Source organism: Streptomyces sp. ITFR-16, from assembly GCF_031844705.1.
GTDB lineage: Bacteria > Actinomycetota > Actinomycetes > Streptomycetales > Streptomycetaceae > Streptomyces.
Genome location: NZ_CP134609.1, coordinates 392,320 through 412,329, shown reverse-complemented (window position 1 = coordinate 412,329; position 20,010 = coordinate 392,320). Strand labels below are relative to the sequence as shown.

Annotated in this window: 10 protein-coding genes and 2 pseudogenes; 9 read left to right on the top strand and 3 right to left on the bottom strand. The window is 72.7% G+C overall.

The genetic code is table 11. From position 1 onward, the window contains the following. The 7 genes from RLT58_RS01880 to RLT58_RS01850 all read left to right on the top strand — a co-directional run bounded on the left by RLT58_RS01880 (nt 1) and on the right by RLT58_RS01850 (nt 12,986). Nucleotides 1-888: an ABC transporter permease gene (locus RLT58_RS01880; protein WP_311308586.1), complete on the top strand. Its 888-nt coding sequence runs from the start codon at nt 1-3 to the stop codon at nt 886-888. Then, the gene (locus RLT58_RS01875; RefSeq protein ID WP_311308585.1) at nt 885-2,741 is read left to right on the top strand and encodes a dipeptide ABC transporter ATP-binding protein; all 1,857 of its coding nucleotides are present in this window, start codon (nt 885-887) and stop codon (nt 2,739-2,741) included. Before RLT58_RS01880 ends, RLT58_RS01875 begins: the two co-directional genes overlap by 4 nt. Continuing rightward, nucleotides 2,738-3,655, top strand: coding sequence for a formylglycine-generating enzyme family protein (locus RLT58_RS01870; RefSeq protein ID WP_399130731.1), 918 nt, complete (start codon nt 2,738-2,740; stop codon nt 3,653-3,655). The genes RLT58_RS01875 and RLT58_RS01870 overlap by 4 nt, the downstream gene beginning before the upstream one ends. Then, nucleotides 3,652-5,472 (top strand): sulfatase, encoded by a 1,821-nt coding sequence (locus RLT58_RS01865; protein WP_311308584.1) that lies wholly within the window; start codon nt 3,652-3,654, stop codon nt 5,470-5,472. The genes RLT58_RS01870 and RLT58_RS01865 overlap by 4 nt, the downstream gene beginning before the upstream one ends. Continuing rightward, on the top strand, nt 5,469-7,784 hold the full coding sequence (locus tag RLT58_RS01860) for an arylsulfatase (protein WP_311308583.1): 2,316 nt from the start codon (nt 5,469-5,471) through the stop codon (nt 7,782-7,784). The genes RLT58_RS01865 and RLT58_RS01860 overlap by 4 nt, the downstream gene beginning before the upstream one ends. Before the next feature lie 223 nt (nt 7,785-8,007). Beyond that, nucleotides 8,008-9,657 (top strand): MFS transporter, encoded by a 1,650-nt coding sequence (locus RLT58_RS01855; RefSeq protein WP_311308582.1) that lies wholly within the window; start codon nt 8,008-8,010, stop codon nt 9,655-9,657. A 200-nt stretch (nt 9,658-9,857) separates the two neighbouring features. After that, a complete protein-coding gene (locus tag RLT58_RS01850; RefSeq protein WP_311308581.1) occupies nt 9,858-12,986 on the top strand; it encodes a GH92 family glycosyl hydrolase in 3,129 nt (1,042 codons plus the stop codon). 45 nt (nt 12,987-13,031) lie between these two features. Here the strand turns inward: RLT58_RS01850 and RLT58_RS01845 are convergent. Then, a pseudogene (locus RLT58_RS01845) lies at nt 13,032-15,159 on the bottom strand (MMPL family transporter). Nucleotides 15,160-15,376: 217 nt separating this feature from the next. Next, the gene (locus RLT58_RS01840; RefSeq protein WP_311308580.1) at nt 15,377-17,668 is read right to left on the bottom strand and encodes an exo-beta-d-1,3/1,6-glucosidase; all 2,292 of its coding nucleotides are present in this window, start codon (nt 17,666-17,668) and stop codon (nt 15,377-15,379) included. Between the two features lie 190 nt (nt 17,669-17,858). Here RLT58_RS01840 and RLT58_RS01835 point away from each other — a divergent pair, with 190 nt between their 5' ends. Further along, nucleotides 17,859-18,458 carry a TetR/AcrR family transcriptional regulator gene (locus RLT58_RS01835; RefSeq protein ID WP_311308579.1) on the top strand — a complete coding sequence of 200 codons (600 nt, stop codon included), beginning with the start codon at nt 17,859-17,861 and terminating at the stop codon, nt 18,456-18,458. A gap of 26 nt (nt 18,459-18,484) precedes the next feature. On the opposite strand, the pseudogene RLT58_RS01830 reads toward RLT58_RS01835, so the two are convergent. After that, nucleotides 18,485-19,365, bottom strand: a pseudogene (locus RLT58_RS01830) (carbohydrate kinase family protein). 171 nt (nt 19,366-19,536) lie between these two features. Between RLT58_RS01830 and RLT58_RS01825 the strand changes: the two are divergent. Further along, nucleotides 19,537-20,001, top strand: coding sequence for a hypothetical protein (locus tag RLT58_RS01825; protein ID WP_311314391.1), 465 nt, complete (start codon nt 19,537-19,539; stop codon nt 19,999-20,001). Nucleotides 20,002-20,010 lie beyond the last annotated feature (9 nt).

Genomic DNA, 20,010 nt, shown 5'->3' with positions numbered 1-20,010 from the left:
ATGACCTCGACGACCGACCTCCTCACCGCCGCCCCGCCCCCGGCCGCCCGCAAGGCGCGCGGGGCGGCCCGCAGCCGCCACCCGTACCGCACCGCCCTGTCCACCGCACGCGCCCGCACGGGGCTCGTGCTCGTCGGCGCGGTGATCCTCGGCGGGCTGCTCGCGCCGCTGCTCACCGGACACGGGCCCACCGACCAGAGCGGCCAGAGCCTCGCCGCCCTCGGCACCCCGGGGCACCCGCTGGGCACCGACGACCTCGGCCGGGACCTGCTCAGCCGGGTCCTGTACGGCATCCGCGCCGACCTCGGCATCATCGCGCTCGCCGTCCCGGCCGGGGCGGTGCTCGGCTGCGTGTTCGCCCTCGCCGCAGCCGCCCACCCGGTGGCCGACACCGTCGTGCAACGGGTCTTCGACCTCCTCCTCGCCTTCCCCGGCCTGATCCTGGCCCTCGCCGTCACCGCGATCCTCGGCCCGGGCAGGCTCCCCGTCATCCTCGTCATCGCCCTGGCCGAGGTCCCGGTCTTCGGCCGGCTGCTGCGCGGCGGGGTGCTCGTCCAGCGGGAGCGGGAGTACGTCACCGCCGCCCGGGTCGGCGGCAGTTCGGCCCGCCGGGTGCTCGTGCGGCACATCCTGCCCAACGCGGCCGACCCGCTCGTCGTGCAGATCGCCGTCTCGCTGAGCGTCGCCGTCTTCATCGAGGGCGCGATGAGCTTCCTCGGCGTGGGCGTACGGCCGCCGGAACCGACCCTGGGAGCCGTGCTCAGCCAGTCCATGCCCTACCTCGCCCAGGCGCCCCACTTCGCCGGCGGCCCCCTGATCACCGTGACCGCGCTCGTCCTCGGACTCTCGCTCATCGCCGAGGCGCTCAACCGGGAGATTCGCCGATGACCGCCCAGGAGCTGCTGGAGGTCCGCGACCTCGGCATCGAGTTCACCGCCCCCGACGGATCGGCGCTGCGGGCCGTGCGCGGCCTCTCCTTCACCCTGCGCCGGGGGGAGACCCTGGCCGTCGTCGGGGAGTCGGGCTCCGGCAAGTCCACCACCGCGCTCGCCCTCACCCGGATGCTGCCCGGCACCGGCCGCATCACCACCGGCACGGTCCGGCTGGAGGGCCAGGACCTCGCCGCCGCCGGCGAGGCGGAGCTGCGCGCGGTGCGCGGCGCCCGCATCGGCATGATCTTCCAGGACCCGATGACCGCCCTGAACCCGGTGCTCACGGCCGGCCGGCACATCGACGAGGTGCTCCGGGCCCACGGCACCCGTGACAGGGCCGCGCGCCGCACCCGTACCGTCGAACTCCTGGACCGGGTCGGCATCCCGGACCCGCACCGGCGCGCCGACGACTACCCGCACCAGTTCTCCGGCGGCCAGCGCCAGCGCATCCTGATCGCCATGGCCCTCGCGGGCGACCCCGACATCCTGCTCGCCGACGAACCGACCACCGCACTGGACGCCACCGTCCAGGACCAGATCCTCACCCTGCTCGCCGACCTCAACCGGGAGACCGGCACCGCCCTCGTCCTCATCACGCACAACATGGGCGTCGTCGCCCGCGCCTGCGAACGCGTCCTGGTCATGTACGGCGGCACCGTCGTCGAGGACGGACCCACCGCCGAGGTGCTCAGCCGCCCCCGCCACCCGTACACCGCGGGGCTGCTCGCGGCCGTGCCCCGCCTCTCCACCCCCTCCGGCACCCGGCTCACCGGCATCCCCGGCAGCCCGCCCGACCTCACCCTGCTCGGGGACGGCTGCGCGTTCGCCGACCGCTGCACGCTCGTCGAGGACCGCTGCCGCACCGCGACACCCCCGCTGGCCGAGGTGGCCGACGGGGTGCGGGTGGCCTGCCTGCCCGCCGCCGGACGCACCGAGCCGCTGCCGTCGCCCGCCCCGCCGGCCCGGATCGACCGGCCGGCACCCGGCGCGGTCGTCCTGGAGGCCGAGGGCCTGTCCAAGACGTACAGGCGGCGCGGCGTCGGGCGCCACGCGGTCCCCGCGCTCGACGGGGTCTCGCTGACCCTGGCCGAGGGGGAGACCCTGGGCATCGTCGGCGAGTCCGGCTCCGGGAAGTCCACCCTGGCCCGGGTGCTCGCCCACGCCCACACCTCGGACGGCGGCACGCTGCGGCTGCGCGGCGAGGACGTCACCCGGCCCTCGCGGCGGGCGCTGCACGCCGTGCGCCGCCAGGTCCAGATGGTGTTCCAGGACCCCTACGCCTCCCTCAACCCCCGGATGACGGTGGGCGAGATCGTCGCCGAACCCCTGATCGCCTTCGGCCTCGGCGACCGCGAGGAACGCGAGGCGCGCGTCGCGCAGCTCCTGGAGCAAGCGGGCCTGGACCCCGCCGTCGCGGGCCGCCACCCGCGCTCCTTCTCCGGCGGCCAGCGCCAGCGCGTCGGCATCGCCCGCGCGCTCGCCCCCGATCCCTCCGTCCTCATCTGCGACGAACCCGTCTCCGCGCTCGACGTGTCCGTCCAGGCGCAGATCGTCGGCCTGCTCACCGACCTCCAGCGGGACCTGGGCCTCTCCCTGGTCTTCATCGCCCACGACCTCGCCGTCGTCCGGCAGGTCAGCCACCGCATCGCCGTGATGCACCGGGGCCGGATCGTGGAGACCGGCAGCGCCGACGAGGTCTGCGAGCACCCCCGCGACCCGTACACCCGCGCCCTGCTGGCGGCCGCGCCCGAACCCGTACCCCCGGCGGCCCGTGCCGCGCACACCGAGAAGACAGGAGCGCTCGCATGACCGCCTGCTGCACACCCGGCCGCCCCTGTACGGGCGTCCTGCCCCTGCCCGGGGTGCGCCGCGCGGCCCCGCCGCCCGCCGTCGCGGGACGGGCGATGGCCGAACTGCCCGGCGGGGTCTTCCGGATGGGCGACGCCTTCGGAGAGGGCTACCCCACGGACCGGGAGGGGCCCGTGCGCGAGGTGACCGTCGCCCCGTTCGCCATCGGCACCGCCGCCGTCAGCAACGCGGACTGGGCCGCCTTCGCCGACGCCACCGGCTACCGCACCGACGCCGAGCGCTACGGCAGCTCGTACGTGTTCCATCTGCTCGTCGCCCCGGCCGCCGGCCGCCATGTCATCGGAAGGGTGCCCGGCGCACCCTGGTGGCTGGGCGTCGAGGGGGCGTACTGGAAGGCGCCCGAGGGTCCCGGCTCCGAACTCGGCGACTGGGACGACCACCCCGTCGTCCACATCTCCCACGACGACGCCCGCGCCTACTGCGACTGGGCCGGGCTGCGGCTGCCCACCGAGGCCGAGTGGGAGTACGCCGCCCGGGGCGGACTCGACGGCGCCCGCTACCCGTGGGGCGACGAACTCACCCCCGGCGGACGGGAGATGTGCAACACCTGGCGCGGCCTGTTCCCGCACCGCTCGGACCGCCCCGGCGGCCGCATCGGCACCGTGCCCGTGACCGCGTACGAACCCAACGGCTACGGCCTCCACAACACCTCCGGCAACGTCTGGGAGTGGTGCGCCGACGCCTACGGCCCCGGCGAACGCGTCATCCGGGGCGGCTCCTACCTCTGCCACTCCTCGTACTGCAACCGCTACCGCGTCGCGGCCCGCTCCCACAACACCCCCGACTCCTCCACCGGGCACGGCGGCTTCCGCTGTGCCCGGGACCTCGCCCCGGAAGGACGTGCCCGCTCGTGAAGGCCGTCATGGTGATGTTCGACAGCCTCAACCGGCACCTGCTGCCGCCGTACGGCGCCGACTGGATCCACGCACCGAACTTCCGCCGCCTCTCGGAACGCACCGTCACCTACGACACCTGCTATGCGGGCTCCATGCCCTGCATGCCGGCCCGGCGCGAACTGCACACCGGACGCCACAACTTCCTGCACCGCGGCTGGGGTCCCCTGGAGCCGTTCGACGACTCGATGCCCGAGATCCTGAAGCGGCACGGCGTCTACACCCACCTCGTCAGCGACCACCAGCACTACTGGGAGGACGGCGGCGCCACCTACCACGGCCGCTACAACTCCTGGGAGTTCTTCCGGGGCCAGGAGGGCGACGCCTGGAAGGGGCAGGTCGCGGACCCCGAGATCCCCGACAGCCCGCGCGCCACCCGCAACGACCTGTGGCGCCAGGACTGGGTCAACCGGCAGTACCTGGACACCGAGGCGAAGCAGCCGCAGACCCTCACCTTCGACGCCGGCCTGGAGTTCCTGCGGACCAACCACGCCGAGGACAACTGGTTCGTCCAGATCGAGACCTTCGACCCGCACGAACCCTTCTTCACCCAGGACCACTACAAGGACCTCTACCCGCACGACTACGACGGCCCGCACTTCGACTGGCCCGACTACAACCGGGTCACCGAGACCGAGGACCAGGAACGCCACGTCCGCCACGAGTACGCCGCGCTGCTCTCCATGTGCGACCACTCGCTGGGCCGGGTCCTCGACGCGATGGACGCACACGGTCTGTGGGACGACACCCTGCTCGTCGTCTGCACCGACCACGGCTATCTGCTGGGCGAGAAGGGCTGGTGGGCCAAGGTCGTCACCCCCTGGTACAACGAACTGGTCCACACCCCGCTCTTCGTGCACGACCCACGCAGCCCCGAGCGGGACGGCACCCGCGACGCCTCACTGGTCCAGACGATCGACCTCGCCCCGACGCTCCTCGACTTCTTCGGCGCCGGCCGTACCCCGGACATGCAGGGCCGCCCCCTGCGCGAGGCCGGGTCCCAGGAGGACCGGCCCCCGCGTGAGGCAGCCCTGTTCGGGATGTTCGGCGGCCATGTGAACGTCACCGACGGCCGGTACGTCTACATGCGGGCCTGCCCCGACGACCGCAACCAGCCGCTGTACGAGCACACCCTGATGCCCACCCGCATCAGAGGCCGCTTCACCCCCGAGGAACTCGCCGGTCTGACCCTGGCCGAGCCCTTCGCCTTCACCAAAGGCGTCCGCACCCTCAGGATCGCCGCCCACCCCTCGCCCCTGCTCGGGCCGCAGCGCTTCGGCACGCTCCTCTTCGACCTGGAGACCGACCCGCACCAGGAGAAGCCGCTCGTCGACGACGGCGTCGAGCTGCGCATGATCCGGCTGCTGGTGGAGAGCCTGGCCGCGAGCGAGGCCCCCGACGACCAGTACGCGCGGCTGGGCCTCCCGCGCGACCCGGACGAGGTGGGCCCGGCCCATCTGCTGGTCGCCGCCCAGCGCGAGCGCGCCGAGGCGGCCCGTGAACCGGCCGCCAGATCGGACGAGTTCACGGAGGGTGCGCTCAACCTCCGTACACCGCTGGCCGAGCTGCTCGCGGAACCGGCCGCCGCCGACGCCGTCCGCCGCCTCGTCCCCGGCCTGCTCGACACCGAGCTGCTCACCGTCCGGGGCGCCGGCACCCTCCTCCAGATCGCCGCGTTCTCCGGCCACCCCGGGCGGCCCCAGCTCACCGCCCTCGCCGACGAACTGGCCCGCCTCTTCCCGCTTTCCCCGACCGACGACGGAGCGACCCGCCGATGACCACCAGCACCCGCCGCGACCCCTACGACGGCTTCCCCGGCCGCATCGGCCGCACCTTCGCCGAGTCGGAACCGGCCTGGCCGGCACCCGGCGGCCCGGGGGAGAAGGCGCCGAACATCGTCGTCGTCCTCGTCGACGACATGGGCTACAGCGACATCGGCCCGTTCGGCTCAGAGATCGCCACCCCCACCCTCGACGCCCTGGCCGACGAGGGCGTACGGCTGAGCAACTACCACACCATGCCGCTCTGCTCCCCGGCCCGCGCCGCCCTCCTCACCGGCCTCAACCCCCACCGCGTCGGCTACGCCATGGTCGCCAACTCCGACCCCGGCTTCCCCGGTTACGGCATGGAGATCGCCGACGACATCCCCACCCTCGCCGAGCTGCTGCACGACTCGGGCTACGCCACCTACGCGGTCGGCAAGTGGCACCTGGTCCGCGACTCCGCGTCCAACGCCGCCGACGACCGCGACAACTGGCCGCTGCGCAAGGGATTCGACCAGTACTACGGCGTGCTGGAAGGGCTCACCAGCCTCTTCCACCCGCACCAGCTGGTCCGCGACAACAGTCCGCTGGACATCGACGAGTTCCCCGACGACTACTACTACACCGACGACATCACCGACCAGGCGATCTCCATGGTGAAGTCGCTGCGCGCCCACGACCCGGACAAGCCGTTCTTCCTCTATCTGGCGCACAACGCCGTCCACGGCCCCCTCCAGGCCAAGGAGGAGGACATCGCCCGCCACCGGGGACGCTACGACGAGGGCTGGGACGTGCTGCGCGAACGCCGCTTCGCCGCCCAGATCGCCGACGGCCTCTTCCCGCCCGGTACCGAACTCCCCGAGCGCAACAGCGAGGCGGGCCAGGACGTGCCGGCCTGGGACAGCCTCACAGAGGAGCAACAACGGCTGTACGCGCGCTACATGGAGGTGTACGCGGCGCTCGTCGACAACATCGACCAGAACCTCGGCCGGCTCACCGACACCCTCGACGCACTCGGTGAACTCGACAACACCATCATCGTCTTCACCTCCGACAACGGGGGAACCGGCGAGGGCGGCGCCGAGGGCACCCGCTCCTACTTCAGCCGTTTCGTCCACCACCCCGCCCTCCCCGGTGACTGGACCCCGGACGTCGACCGCGACCCCGCCCTCATCGGCGGCCCGCGCAGCCTGGTGCACTACCCGCGCGGCTGGGGCATGGCCTCCAACACCCCCTTCCGCCTCTACAAGGGACACACCTATGCGGGCGGGGTGCGCGTCCCCTTCGTGCTCTCCTGGCCCAGGGGGGCACGCGAGGGACAACTCACCCCGGGCCTGCGCCCGCAGTACCAGTACGTCACCGACATCGCCCCCACCCTGCTGGAGCTGGCCGGCCTCCGGCGGCCCGCCGAACGGCGCGGAGTCACCCTCCAGGAGCCGGACGGCGTCAGCATCGCCCCGGTGCTCGCCGACCCCGCGCACACCTCCACCCACCCCGAGCAGTACTGCGAGATGACCGGCAACCGCAGCTACTACCGCGACGGCCACAAGCTCGTCACCCTGCACCGGCCCGGCACGCCCTACGACGACTCCGAGTGGGCGCTGTACGACATCAGGACCGACCCGACCGAGATCCACGACCTCTCGGCCGACCTGCCCGGCCTGGTCAAGGAGCTGTCGGCGGCCTGGGAGAACGCGGCGTGGCGCAACGGCGTCTTCCCGCTCCCCGACGGCAGCGGGGCGCTCGCCCGCCGCAACCCGGCCGAGCGGCGGCTGTCCCGCCCGCTGACCCTGCTGCCCGGGACCCCCGAGCTGGAGCGCTACCGCTCCTCGCGGCTGGTCGCCCTGCGCTCCTTCGAGATCGCCGTGGCGATCGACGAGACCGGGGAAGGGGTACTGGTGTCCCACGGCGACCAGGGCGGCGGCTACAGCCTCTACGTCGAGGGCGGACGCCTGCGTCTCGCGTACAACGAGTACGGGGTGCTGCACGAGAGCGACGCAGGGCCGCTCGCACCCGGGGAACACCTCGTCGTGCTCGCGGCCATCGCCGAACAGGGGCTGCGCTGGAGCTTCACGGTCAGCGTGGACGGCGAGGCACGGGCCACCCCGCCCAGTGTCCACCAGCTCATCGGGATGGCCCCCTTCCAGGGCATCAGCGTCGGCATCGACCGCAAGTCCCCGGTTTCCTGGCCCCTGTTCGAGCGCCACCGCTCCTTCCGCTTCCAGGGCCGGCTGCGCTCGGTGACCTACCGCCCGGGGGAGCCGGGGCCCGACTCCCCGGAGGCCGTGGCGCAGGCGCTGAAGGAGGCGGCGGCCGCGTTCGAGTGACCCCCGGCGGCCGGGACGGCACCGGCCGCCCCGGCCGCCCCGGCCTTGAGCAGGTCGGGCGTATTGCCGTCCCGCGCGTACAGCGTGTCCGCCTGCCGGTCCGGACAGCCGCTGTACGGGTGGCCGGCAGATCGCCCGATTGGCGGCGGCCGACGGCCGGGGCTAACGTCGGGGGAGTGAACGATCGCGTTCACTGATGGCCCGAGTGGCACACGCGACTCCCATGACAGGCTCCCGAGCGACATCCCCGCAGGCTGCCCGGTCCCCGAAGACGGGACACGGCAGCGGGATCGCCCTACTCGTCATCTGCTCGTGCCAGCTGATGGTGGTCCTCGACATCACCATCGTGAACATCGCCCTCCCGCACATCCAGACCTCCCTGGGCTTCTCGACCGAGAACCTGTCCTGGGTGGTCAACGCGTACACGCTGACGTTCGGCGGGCTGCTCCTGCTGGGCGGTCGGCTGGGCGACATCCTGGGCCGCCGCCGCGTCTTCATGTTCGGCGTCGCCCTCTTCGTGCTCGCCTCCCTGCTCGGCGGACTCTCCCAGGAGTCGTGGCAACTGCTCGCCGCGCGGTCCCTCCAGGGTGTCGGCGGCGCGATCGCCTCACCCACCGCCCTGTCGCTCATCACCACGACCTTCAGTGAAGGCCCGGAGCGCAACAGGGCGTTCGGCGTGTTCGCCGCCGTCTCGGCGGGCGGCAGCGCCATCGGCCTGCTCGCGGGAGGTCTGCTGGTGGAGTGGCTGGACTGGCGGTGGATCTTCTTCGTCAACGTCCCCATCGGCCTGCTGATCGTCCTCGCCACCCGCCGCTACATCCGGGAGTCCGAACGCCATCCCGGCCACTTCGACGTCATCGGCGCCCTGACCGCGACCCTCGGCATGGTCTCCCTCGTCTACGGCTTCATCCGCGCCTCCGAGGAGGGCTGGAGCGACACCCTCACGCTGGTCGCCTTCGCGGCGGCCGTGGTGCTGCTCGCCTCGTTCGTCATGATCGAGAACCGCTCCCGGCAGCCCATCACCCCGCTGTGGATGTTCCGCGACCGCAACCGCGCCGGCACCTACGGGATGATGCTCAGCCTGGCCGCGGCGATGTTCGGGATGTTCTTCTTCCTGACCCTGTTCGTGCAGAACATCCTGGAGTTCAGCCCGCTCAGGACCGGCCTCGCCTTCCTGCCGGTCAGCGCCATCATCGCGGTCGGCGCCGGCATCACCTCCCAGCTGCTGCCCAAGTTCGGGCCCAAGCCCTTCATGGTGACGGGCGCGGTCTTGGCGGCCGTGGGGCTGGGCTGGCTGACACAGACCGACGTCCACAGCACGTACCTCGGCAGTCTCCTCGGCCCGGTGCTGGTGTTCGGCCTCGGCATGGGGCTGCAGTTCGTGTCCCTGACGCTGATGGCCGTGTCGGGTGTGCAGTCGAAGGAGGCCGGCGCGGCCTCCGGCATCCTCAACACCACGCAGCAGGTGGGCGGATCGCTCGGCCTGTCCATCCTCGTCACCGTCTTCGGTACGGCCAGCCGCAACGAGGCCACCGACCAGGTGCCGAAGTTCCTCGCCGAAGCCACCCCCGGCCAGCGCGCCGAGTTCCGCAGGACCGGACAGCTCCCCGGGCAGTGGGGTGACCAGGTGCTGGCGTCCGGCGTCTCCAGCGCGTTCGTCGTCGCCGCGGCCTTCGCCCTGGCCGCCGCGCTGATCGCCCTGTTCGTCATCCAGGTGCGCCCCTCCGACCTGGAACGCCTGCGCGGCGGCGGCGCGATGCCGGGGGCGCCGGTGGACGACGCGGAGCAGACCGCGGACGGCGCCGATACGCGGGGCCCGGCCGCCGAGCCGTCGGATCCGGGTGACGGCGAGCGGCCCGACGCGGCGCCATGACTCCCTGAATTCCTGCCCCTTTCGATCTCCCTCTCTTGACGGAACACGGCCACGTCGCCGAGTGTGTGGTGGGTTTGAGCCGCACCACAACGGAGGCGTACGTGAGACGTTGGACATCCCGAGGGGCAGTGACCGCCGCGGCGGTGGCCCTGCTCGCCGCAAGCGTGCAACCAGCCGTGGCATCCGGCACCCTGACAACGTTGTCAGGTACGGGGGCCGGCGCCCGGCTGGTCGAGGACCCCGCCGACTACGTCGACCCGTTGATCGGCACCGGCCGCGGTGGCTCCACCGTGGGCGAGATCAACAACTTCCCGGGCCCCGCCGCCCCGTTCGGGATGATGCAGTTCTCACCCGACACGCCGGGCTCGTACGCCGGGTACCAGTACCACAGCGACCGCATCCGCGGCTTCAGCCTCGATCACGCCTCCGTGGGCTGCACCGCCTTCGGCGACGTGCCGATCCTGCCGGTGACCGGCGAGGTCGGGCCCGCGCCCTGGGACCGTACCGAGGCCTTCTCGCACACGGACGAGAAGGCGGAGCCCGGCTACTACGCGGTGACGCTCGACGACTCGAAGGTGCGGGCCGAGCTCACCGCCTCCACCCGGACCGGACTGGCCGCCTTCACCTTCCCCGAGGGAGCCGACGCGGCCCAGGTCCTGGTCAAGGGCGGTGCCAGCCTGGCCGGCAACAAGAAGGCCGACCTGCGGATCGTCGGCGACCGGGAGGTCACCGGGTCCGCCACCACCGGCAACTTCTGCGGCAAGGGCAACGAGTACACCGTCCACTACGCGATCACCTTCGACCGCCCCTTCACCGCGCACGGAACCTGGGACGGCACCTCCGTCTCCCGGGACGGCGACACCGCGGACGCGCCGAAGGCCGGCGCCTACCTCACCTTCGACACGGACACCTCGCGCACCGTGCGGGCCAAGGTCGCGATGAGTTACGTCTCCGTGGCCGGCGCCGAGGCCAACATGGCGGCCGAGGTGCCCGGCTGGAGCCTGCCGGAGCTGCGGAAGCAGACCAGGGACCGCTGGAGCGAGGCGCTGGGCAGGGTCCGTGTGGCGGGCCGCGACACCGACGAGCTCAAGACCTTCTACACCGCGCTCTACCACTCGCTGATGCACCCGAACACCTTCAACGACGCCGACGGCCGCTACATCGGCTTCGACGACAAGGTGCGCACCCTGCCGAAGGGCCGTACCCAGTACGCGAACTTCTCCGACTGGGACACCTACCGCTCGCTCGCCCCGCTCCAGGCGATGCTGTGGCCGAAGGAGGCGAGCGACATGGCCCAGTCGCTCGTCAACGACGCGGTGCAGGGCGGCTGGTGGCCGCGCTGGCCGCTGGCCAACGACTACACCGGCCAGATGACCGGCGACAACTCCGTGGCCCTGATCGCCAACCTGTACGCCTTCGGCGCCCGTGACTTCGATCTGAAGACGGCGCTGAAGTACCTGGTCAAGGGTGCCACCACTGTGGACGGCACCCCGGGTGCCTACCAGGAGCGGCCGGACATCGCCCAGTACGCCGAGCGCGGCTACGCGCCCAACAACGACGCCTCGCGCGGCGACCACCAGCGCGTCGGCGGCTCGGTCACCCTGGAGTGGGCGATCGACGACTTCGCCATCGCACGGCTCGCCCACGCCGCGAAGGACACCGCGACCGAGCGCACCTTCACCCGGCGCGGCCAGAACTGGCAGAACATCCTCAACCCCGCGACCGGCTACCTTCAGCCGCGCGGCGAGGACGGCCGCTTCCCGGACGGCCCCGGCTTCCAGCCGCCGCCGGAGGGCAAGTTCGGCCAGGACGGCTTCGACGAGGGCAACGCCGCCCAGTACAACTGGCTCGTCCCGCAGAACACGGCGGGCCTGATCGCGGCGATGGGCGGCCGGGACGTGGCCTCCGCGCGGCTCGACACCTTCTTCACCAAGCTCAACGCCGGCCCCAACGAGCCCTACATGTGGGCGGGCAACGAGATCAACTTCGGTGTGCCCTGGGTCTACAACCACCTCGGCACGCCGTGGAAGACGCAGAAGGCGGTCCGGGACATCGCCACGACCCTCTTCAGCCCCACCCCCGACGGCGAACCGGGCAACGACGACCTCGGGGCCCAGTCCTCCTGGTACGTCTGGGCCGCCCTGGGCCTCTACCCCTCGACACCCGGAACGCCCGATCTGGCCGTGCACAGCCCGCTGTTCGAGCGCGCGGTGCTGGACCTGCCGGGCCGGGGCACCGACCTCGACATCCGGGCCCCGAAGGCCTCGGCCGGCACGCCCTACGTCCACGGGCTGAAGCTCGACGGCCGGAACTGGGAGCGCACCTTCCTGCCGCAGTCGGCGGTACGCGACGGCGGGCGGCTCGACTTCGCGCTCTCCGCCACCCCCGACACCCACTGGGCGACCGCGAAGAGTGCCGCGCCGCCCTCGTATCGCACCGGTGAACGCCCGTTCCTCGCGGCCGCGACCCCCAACCAGAGCACCGCCGAACCCGGCGGCAAGGGAGCGGAGATCACCGTCACCGGCCAACGCCTCGCCGGCCACGACCGGAGCCTGAAGGTCACGGCCGAGGCCCCCGAGGGACTGAAGGCGAGCGCGGCGAGCAGCACGATGAAGCTCGACCCCGCGACCGGCTCCGGCTCCGCGGCACTCACCGTCACCGCGGACCCGAGGACGCCGGAGGGCTACTACGAGGTCCCGTTGACCGTACGCGGGGGCGGCGCCGGTCCCGTCGTACGGCTGTCCGCGATCGTGCTGGTGGCCCCGGAGGGCAGTCTCGCGGCGGCGTACGACACCACCGGCCTCTCCGACGACGCCGACCACGGCCAGGGCGACTTCGACGGCGACGGCAACAGCTACTCGCGCCAGGCGCTGGCCGACGCGGGACTGAAGGGCGGCGCCCGCATCGAGGTGTCCGGCACCTCCTTCGTCTGGCCTGCCGCGCCGCAGGGCAGGCCCGACCATGTGGCGGCGGACGGGCAGACCATCGTGCCGGGGGAGGCGGCGAAGGACGCCCGGCGGCTGCTCTTCGTGGGCTCGGCGACCGACGGCGACCACAAGGGCAGCGCGACCGTCACCTTCACCGACGGCTCCACGGCCGGGGCCGACCTGTCCTTCGGCGACTGGACGCTGCCCGGCGGCGGATCGGAACCCGTCCTCGGCAACACGCTCGTCGCACGGACCGCCCACCGCAACCAGTCCGGCGGTACGGGCGCGGCGGCGTACGTCTTCGCCACCACGCCCTTCGAGGTCCCCGAGGGGAAGCAGGTCAGGAGCGTGACCCTGCCCCACGACCTCGACCTGCACGTCTTCGCCGTCGGACTCGGCTGACCGAGGAGGAGCAGGCAGGGGCGCGGGCGAGAGCCCACGCCCCTGCTACGGCTTCGGCGGGGTGCCGTCCTCGCGGGCCGGCCGGCTGGGCCACCAGACCCGGGGACCGATGTCCAGGAACAGGGAGGTGACCAGCACCGACCGTACGACGAAGGTGTCCAGCAGCACGCCCAGCGCGACCGCGAAGCCGATCTCGGCGAACACCACGACCGGCAGGGTGCCCAGCGCCGCGAACGTACCGGCGAGGACCAGCCCCGCCGAGGTGATCACCGCGCCGGTGGCGGCGAGACCCGCCACCACGCCCGCCCTGGTGCCCTGGTGGACGGCCTCCTCCCGGATGCGCGTCGACAGGAAGATGTTGTAGTCGATGCCGAGCGCCACCAGGAACACGAAGACGAACAGCGGGAAGTCGGTGGACTCGCCCGCGTAGTCGAAGACATGGCGGAAGGCCAGCGCGCTGATGCCGAGGGCCGCCGCGAAGGACAGCACCACCGTCGCGATCAGTACCAGCGGCGCCACCAGCGCCCGCAGCAGCAGCGCCAGGATGATCAGGACCACCAGCAGGACCAGCGGAATGATCAGCAGGTTGTCGTGCCGGGTCGCCGCGTCCATGTCCAGCAGCGCCGCCGTGCTCCCGCCCACCTGGGCATCGGCGCCCGGCACCGCGTGCACCGCGTCGCGGACCCGCTCCACCGTGTCCTTGGCCCGGTCGCTGTCCGCCGGATCGGTCATCGTCGCCTCGAGGATGAGGTGGCCGTCCGCCACCGGCCGGGCGCCGGGCGGCACGCCGACGGACCCGGGCACCACGCCCTCGGTCGACGCCACCGCCGCGCGGACCGCCGGACCGTGGCCGGCCACCGCGACAATCACCAGCGGATCGCCGCTGCCCGCCGGGAAGTACCGGTCCTGGACCTCCTGACCGGTGATGGAGTCCGGCTTCCCGGTGAAGGAGTCGGCGTTGCTGAGCCCGGAGGCCCGCAGCTGCGTCAGCCCGAGCGACAGCGCGGCCAGCACCACGGCGGTCAGCACCCAGACCATGCGCGGCCGGTGGGACAGCCGCTGCCCCGTCCGGGCCCAGATCCCGTGCTCGGTCGGCTCCTCGGAGCCGAAGTGCGGGACGACCGGCCAGAAGGACCCACCGGCCGGAGATCACCAGCAGGGCGGGCAGCAGCGTGAGCATGGCCAGCAGTGCGACGGCCACACCGATGGCGGCCACCGGCCCGAGGCCCCGGGTCGAGTTCATCTCCGCGACCAGCAGCACCAGCATGCCGAGCACCACCGTGCCGCTGCTCGCCAGCACGGCGGGCCCGGCCCGGTGCAGGGCACGGGCCATCGCGTCGTGCCGGTCCTCGTGGCGGCGCAGTTCCTCGCGGTAGCGGGCCACCAGCAGCAGGGCGTAGTCGGTGCCCGCGCCGAAGACGAGGACCGTCAGGATGCCCGCGCTCTGCCCGTTGACCGTCAGACCCGCGTGCGCCGCCAGCAGATAGATCACCGCCTGGGCGCTGAAGAGCGCGGCCACCACGGCGATGACGGGCAGCAGGAGCAGGGTGGGGCTGCGGTAGGTGATCAGCAGCATCACGATCACCACGGCCAGCGCGGCGAACAGCAGCGTCGAGTCGATGCCCGAGAAGGCCTCCGCCGAGTCGGCCGTGACCCCGCCGGGGCCGGTGACGTGCACGGCGAGACCGCCGCCGCCCCTGCCCACGATGTCCCTGATGGAGTCGACGGCCGGACCGATCCGCTCCCAGCCCTCCTCGCCCATGGTGACGGGCACGAAGACCTGCGCGGCCCGGGGCGCGGGCTGCCGGTCGAAGACGGGCCCCCGGGTCTGCGGGCCCCGTACGCCGTGCGCGTGCAGGGTGCGCAACTGCCGGGTGTCCTCGGCGATCCGGGCCCGGTCCGCGCCGGTCAGCCCGCTGTCCCGGGCGTACACGACGATGGCCGTGATGACCTCGGGCCTGAAGTCCTTCGAGCTCTGCAGGACCTGGGTGGACTCCGCGCTGCTGGGCAGCCAGGACGTGGCGTCGTTGTCCTGGGCGCCGGTCAGCTTCCCGGCGAGCGGGGCCGCGACCACGAAGACGATCAGCCACAGCGCCACCACCAGCCACTTGGTGCGCCGGCCGCAGATGAACGCCGCCACCCCCGGCCGTCGGCGCTCCTGTACGTCCGGCATGCCACTCCCCGTGCTTCGTCATGAGTGACGTCGTCATCGAGGGGCGGCGGCCGTCGGCGCGGCCCGCGCGGTACCGATTCCAGGGCGTCACCCGCTCCCAGGTTCCGTGCGGGTGACAGTAGGCCGCGGCCCGCCGGGCGGCCCCGCGACATGCCGCCGGGCCGGTGCCGGGGCCCGGGTTGGGCTACCGGCACCGGCCCGGCCGGACCCGCGCGTCTCAGCTCTTGACGGTGAAGCCCGCCCGGAGCAGCGCATCGTCGCGCGACGAGGGGCCGACGAGCAGCTCGAACGCGCCCGGTTCGACGATCCGGCGGCCCTCGGCGTCCACCAGGCTGCACGCGGCGACCGGCAGCTCGATGGCGACCTCGCGCGACTCGCCGGGAGCGAGCGGGAGCTGACGGTACGTCTTCAGCTCCTTCTCCGCCCAGGTCACCGAGGTGACCGTGTCGCTGACGTACACCTGGACCGTCTCCAGGGCGGGCCGGTCACCGGTGTTGCGGACGACGACGCGCGCCCGCAGGGTGTCGCCCGCGCCGAGGACGTCGGTCAGCACCTCCAGACCGCTGTACTCGACCGTGGTGTAGCTGAGGCCCTCGCCGAACACGAACGCCGGGCTCTGCGTCAGATCCGCGTACCGCGTACCGTGCTGGCCGCGCAGCTGGTTGTAGTACGTCGGCTGCTGCCCCGCGTGCCGGGCGAAGGAGAGGGGCAGCCGCCCGGACGGCTCGACGAGTCCGAGGGCCAGTTCGGCGATGGCCCGGCCGCCGAGCATGCCCGGGTTGAAGGCGTACACGATTGCCGAGGCGCGGTGCGCCGAGGGCGGCAGCACCAGCGGCTTGGAGCTGATGACCACCACCACGAACGGCTTGCCCGTCGCGGCGAGGGCGTCCAGCAGCGCGATCTGGCCGCCGATCAGCTCCAGGGTCGCGGTCGACCGGCCCTCGCCGACCAGCTCGATGCGGTCACCCACGACCGCGACGACGTGGTCGGCGGCCTCCGCAGCGGCGACGGCCTCGGCGATCAGCGCCTCGGAGGGCTCGGCCGGGACGACGATCTCGGGCCTCGGCTGCCCGTCGGGGAAGAAGGCGCCCTCGGGGTCCGGTCCCACGGTGAGGATGTCGGCGCCGCGTGCGTGCGTGACGCTCCAGCCCTCGGGGACATGTTCCCGGAACCCGTCGAGCACGGTACGGATCATGGCGCGCGGGTGGCCGTCCGGCAGCCAGTCCGCCTGGCCCGACGCCCCCGCCCAGTCCCCGAGCTGGGTGTCCGGGTCGTCGGCGTTGGGCCCGATGACGGCGACCGTGCGCGGCCCGGAGTCCTCGCCGGCGACCGCCCGGCCGTCCGCACCGGCCTCGAAGCCGCCGGCCAGCGGCAGGGCGCCGTCATTGGTCAGCAGCACCAGCGAGCGGCGGGCCACTTCGAGGTTCAGCGCCGCGTGGTCCGCACTGCCGATGACCTCCGCCTGCCGGGCGCTGTCGGGGTGGCGCGGGTTCTCGAACAGGCCCAGCTCGAACTTGAGCGTCAGGATGCGCGCGACCGCCGCGTCGATGTCCGCCTCGTCCAGCGTGCCCGCCGCGACGGCCTCCTGGGCGCCGTCGAAGAAGTTCGGCGTCGTCATCACCATGTCGTTGCCCGCACGGACCGCGGCGGCCGCCGCCTGCGCGTAGTCCGCGTACACCTGCTGCTCCCACACCATGCGGCCGACGTTGTCCCAGTCGGTCACCAGCGTGCCGGTGTAGCCCCACTCGCCGCGCAGCACCTCGTTCAGCAGCCAGTTGTTGACCGTGACCGGGACGCCGTCCATCGACTGGTAGCCCAGCATGAACGTACGGCAGCCCTCCCTGGCGACCCGCTCGAACGGCGGGAGGAACCAGGAGCGCAGCTTGCGGCGGGAGATGTCTGCCTCGCTCGCGTCCCGGCCGCCCTGGGTCTCGGAGTAGCCGGCGAAGTGCTTGGCGCAGGCCAGGACCGCCGTCGGGTCGTCGAGTCCGTCGCCCTGGTATCCGCGCACCATCGCCGAGGCGAGCTCGCCGATGAGGAAGGGGTCCTCGCCGAACGTCTCGCTCACCCGGCCCCAGCGCAGGTCCCGGGCGATGCACAGGACCGGGGAGAACGTCCAGTGGACACCGGTCGCGGCGACCTCGACCGCCGTCGCCCGCGCGACGCGCTCCACCAGCTCGGGGTCCCAGCTCGCGGCCATACCCAGCTGGGTGGGGTAGATCGTGGCCCCCTCCCAGAACGAGTGGCCATGGATGCAGTCCTCCGCGACCAGCAGCGGGATCCGCAGCCGGGTCCGTCCGGTGAGCTCGGCCGCCTCCAGCACGCGGTCGGGGGAGGCATGCAGGATCGAGCCCGCATGCATGTCCTCGATGTGGTGCCGTACGCCGTCCTTGGCGCTCAGCTGGAGCATCTGGCCGACCTTCTCGGGCAGCGTCATCCGGCCGATCAGGTCGGCGACGCGCTCCGGGACGGACAGCGCGGGGTCGAGATAGGGCAGGGAGGAGCCCACAGGAGTTCCTTTCACAACGTCGGTGACGTTCTCATCGGGCGGATACCTGGAGGGTGACGGGACGGGGCGTCACCTCCGGCGCGTCGCGGCCGTCCGGGCCAGCGTACGCTCAATCCCGACCGGGTGGTAAGTATGTGAGGATGCGAGCGTACCCAGCGGGCCCGACCGAGACGACCGGGGAGAGTGGCGCATGATCGGCGAGGAGCGGCGCGGCTACGCGAAGGGCCGGGCCAAACGCGTACAGATCCTCGACCAGGCCATGGCCCTGTTCGGCGAAGTCGGCTACCGGGGAGCCTCGTTGCGGGTCATCGCCACCCGCTGCGGCCTCTCGCACCCCGGGCTGCTGCACCACTTCCCGACCAAGGAGTCACTGCTGCTCGCGGTGCTCGAACACCGCGACGAGGTGGACGGGCAGTGGCTCGAAGCCGGCCGCCCCACCGGCCTCGACCGGCTGCGCCGGCTCGTCGAACTGGCCGAGCTGAACGCCCGGCGCCGGGGGATCGTCGAGCTGTTCTGCGTCCTGTCCGCCGAGGCGACATCGGGCGACCACCCGGCCCACTCCTACTTCGTGGAGCGCTACCGGACCTCCGTCCTGACCACCGCCGTCTCCTACGCGGAGGCCCGGGACGAGGGCGTGCTGCGCGAGGGGATCACCCCCGACGAGGCCGCCCAGCAACTGATCGCGCTGATGGACGGCCTCCAGACGCAGTGGCTCCTCAGCGGCTGCGCGACCGACATGGCGGGGGTGCTGCGCGCGCACGTACAGGCGCAGTTGACCGTCCCGCTCTGACCGGCGGGACGGCCGGGCCCGCGTGCCTACGAACCGTCCGCCGCGAGCAGGGCCTCGCGGCCGATCAGTGCGGTGGAACCCGGGCCCGTACAGGCGTACGCGCCCGCGACGGCCCCCAGCCGGGCGCACTCCAGCGGATCCCTGCCCGCCAGCCTGCCGTACAGGAAGCCGGTCACGAACGCGTCGCCCGCTCCGTTGCTGTCCACCACCGGCGCGGGCGGCACGGTCGCCGGGACATGCAGTGGGTCGGGGCCCCCGTCGCGGGTCAGGAGGTAGGCGCCCCGGCGCCCGCCGTGGCGATCACGGCCCCGGCGCGGCCCTCGCGCAGGATCTCCCGCATCAGGGCGGGCGCCCGCTCGCCCGTCGTCGCCGCGCTGAAGAACACGAGGTCGGAGCGGAGCGCGAACTCCCGCTGGTGCTCGCTCAGTCCGTCCCAGTCGTGCAGATCCGTCGAGACCGGGATCCCGAGGGCCTCGATGTCGTCATAGAGAAAACGCGTGAAGTGCGTGATGGACAGATGGATGTGCCGGGCGCGGCGCAGAAGGGGCAGATAGAAGTCACGCGGCATCCGCAGGTCCTCCGGGTCCCGGGCGTCGTAGAACGACATCCGGCGGCCCGTCGCGTCCACCAGGTTCACCGCGCGGCGGGTGCCCGCCGCCGAGACGACCGCATGGAACTCCACCGCGCCCCCGGCCAGCCGCTCGCGCACCAGCGTGCTGGTCGGGTCGTCGCCGATGCAGTCGAGCAGCGCGACATCCAGCCCCAGGGTGCGGGCCCCCAGGGCCACATTGCCCCCGGTCTGACCGGGCCACTCCTCGATCGGTCCGACCATCACCGCGTCGGCGAGCGGGACGGGCAGGGAGTCGACGCGGACGATGGTGTCCACCCCGCTGCCGCCGACCACCACGACGTCGTACTCCGTTTGTTCGTGGACCACTGTGCCCCCTCGTGATTCCCGCCGCCGCCAGTATGGCCGACACGGTCGGGGGGCACGGGGGCCGTTCTCTGCGCGCGGCCCGGACCTCCACTGGCTATGCTCGATCAGGGGCCGACGATCCGATCCATGGAGGCTCTGCCCATGATGCCGCTGCCCGAACCGCGCGACATTCCTCCGCGCCTCGCCACCGGCGCGTTCATCCTCAACTCCGGCCTCGGCAAGCTCAAGGCGGACGAGGCGACCGCCGAGACACTGCACGGCATGGCCTGCACGGCGTACCCCTTCCTCAAGAAGATCGAGCCCGACCGGTTCACCAAGCTGCTCGCCTGGTCGGAGATCACGGTCGGCGCCACCCTGCTGGCCCCCTTCGTGCCCACCCGGCTCGCCGGCCTCGCCCTCACCGGGTTCTCCGGCGGGCTCCTCGGCCTGTATCTGCGTGTGCCGGGGATGCGGGAACCCGGCAGCCTGCGCCCCAGCCAGAACGGTGTCCCGCTGGCCAAGGACGTCTGGATGTTCGGGATCGGCCTCGGCTTCCTCGCGTCCGGGACGGGCCGGTGCGGCGTGGTCGCGGGCCGCTGCCGCCGGCACCGCCGCCGCACCTGCTGACCGCGCCGC

Bases quoted from the DNA above. Each gene is read 5' to 3' on its own strand.
- RLT58_RS01880 (WP_311308586.1), top strand. From the start codon at position 1: ATGACCTCGACGACCGACCTCCTCACCGCCGCCCCGCCCCCGGCCGCC.
- RLT58_RS01875 (WP_311308585.1), top strand. From the start codon at position 885: ATGACCGCCCAGGAGCTGCTGGAGGTCCGCGACCTCGGCATCGAGTTC.
- RLT58_RS01870 (WP_399130731.1), top strand. From the start codon at position 2,738: ATGACCGCCTGCTGCACACCCGGCCGCCCCTGTACGGGCGTCCTGCCC.
- RLT58_RS01860 (WP_311308583.1), top strand. From the start codon at position 5,469: ATGACCACCAGCACCCGCCGCGACCCCTACGACGGCTTCCCCGGCCGC.
- RLT58_RS01855 (WP_311308582.1), top strand. From the start codon at position 8,008: ATGACAGGCTCCCGAGCGACATCCCCGCAGGCTGCCCGGTCCCCGAAG.
- RLT58_RS01835 (WP_311308579.1), top strand. From the start codon at position 17,859: ATGATCGGCGAGGAGCGGCGCGGCTACGCGAAGGGCCGGGCCAAACGC.
- RLT58_RS01825 (WP_311314391.1), top strand. From the start codon at position 19,537: ATGATGCCGCTGCCCGAACCGCGCGACATTCCTCCGCGCCTCGCCACC.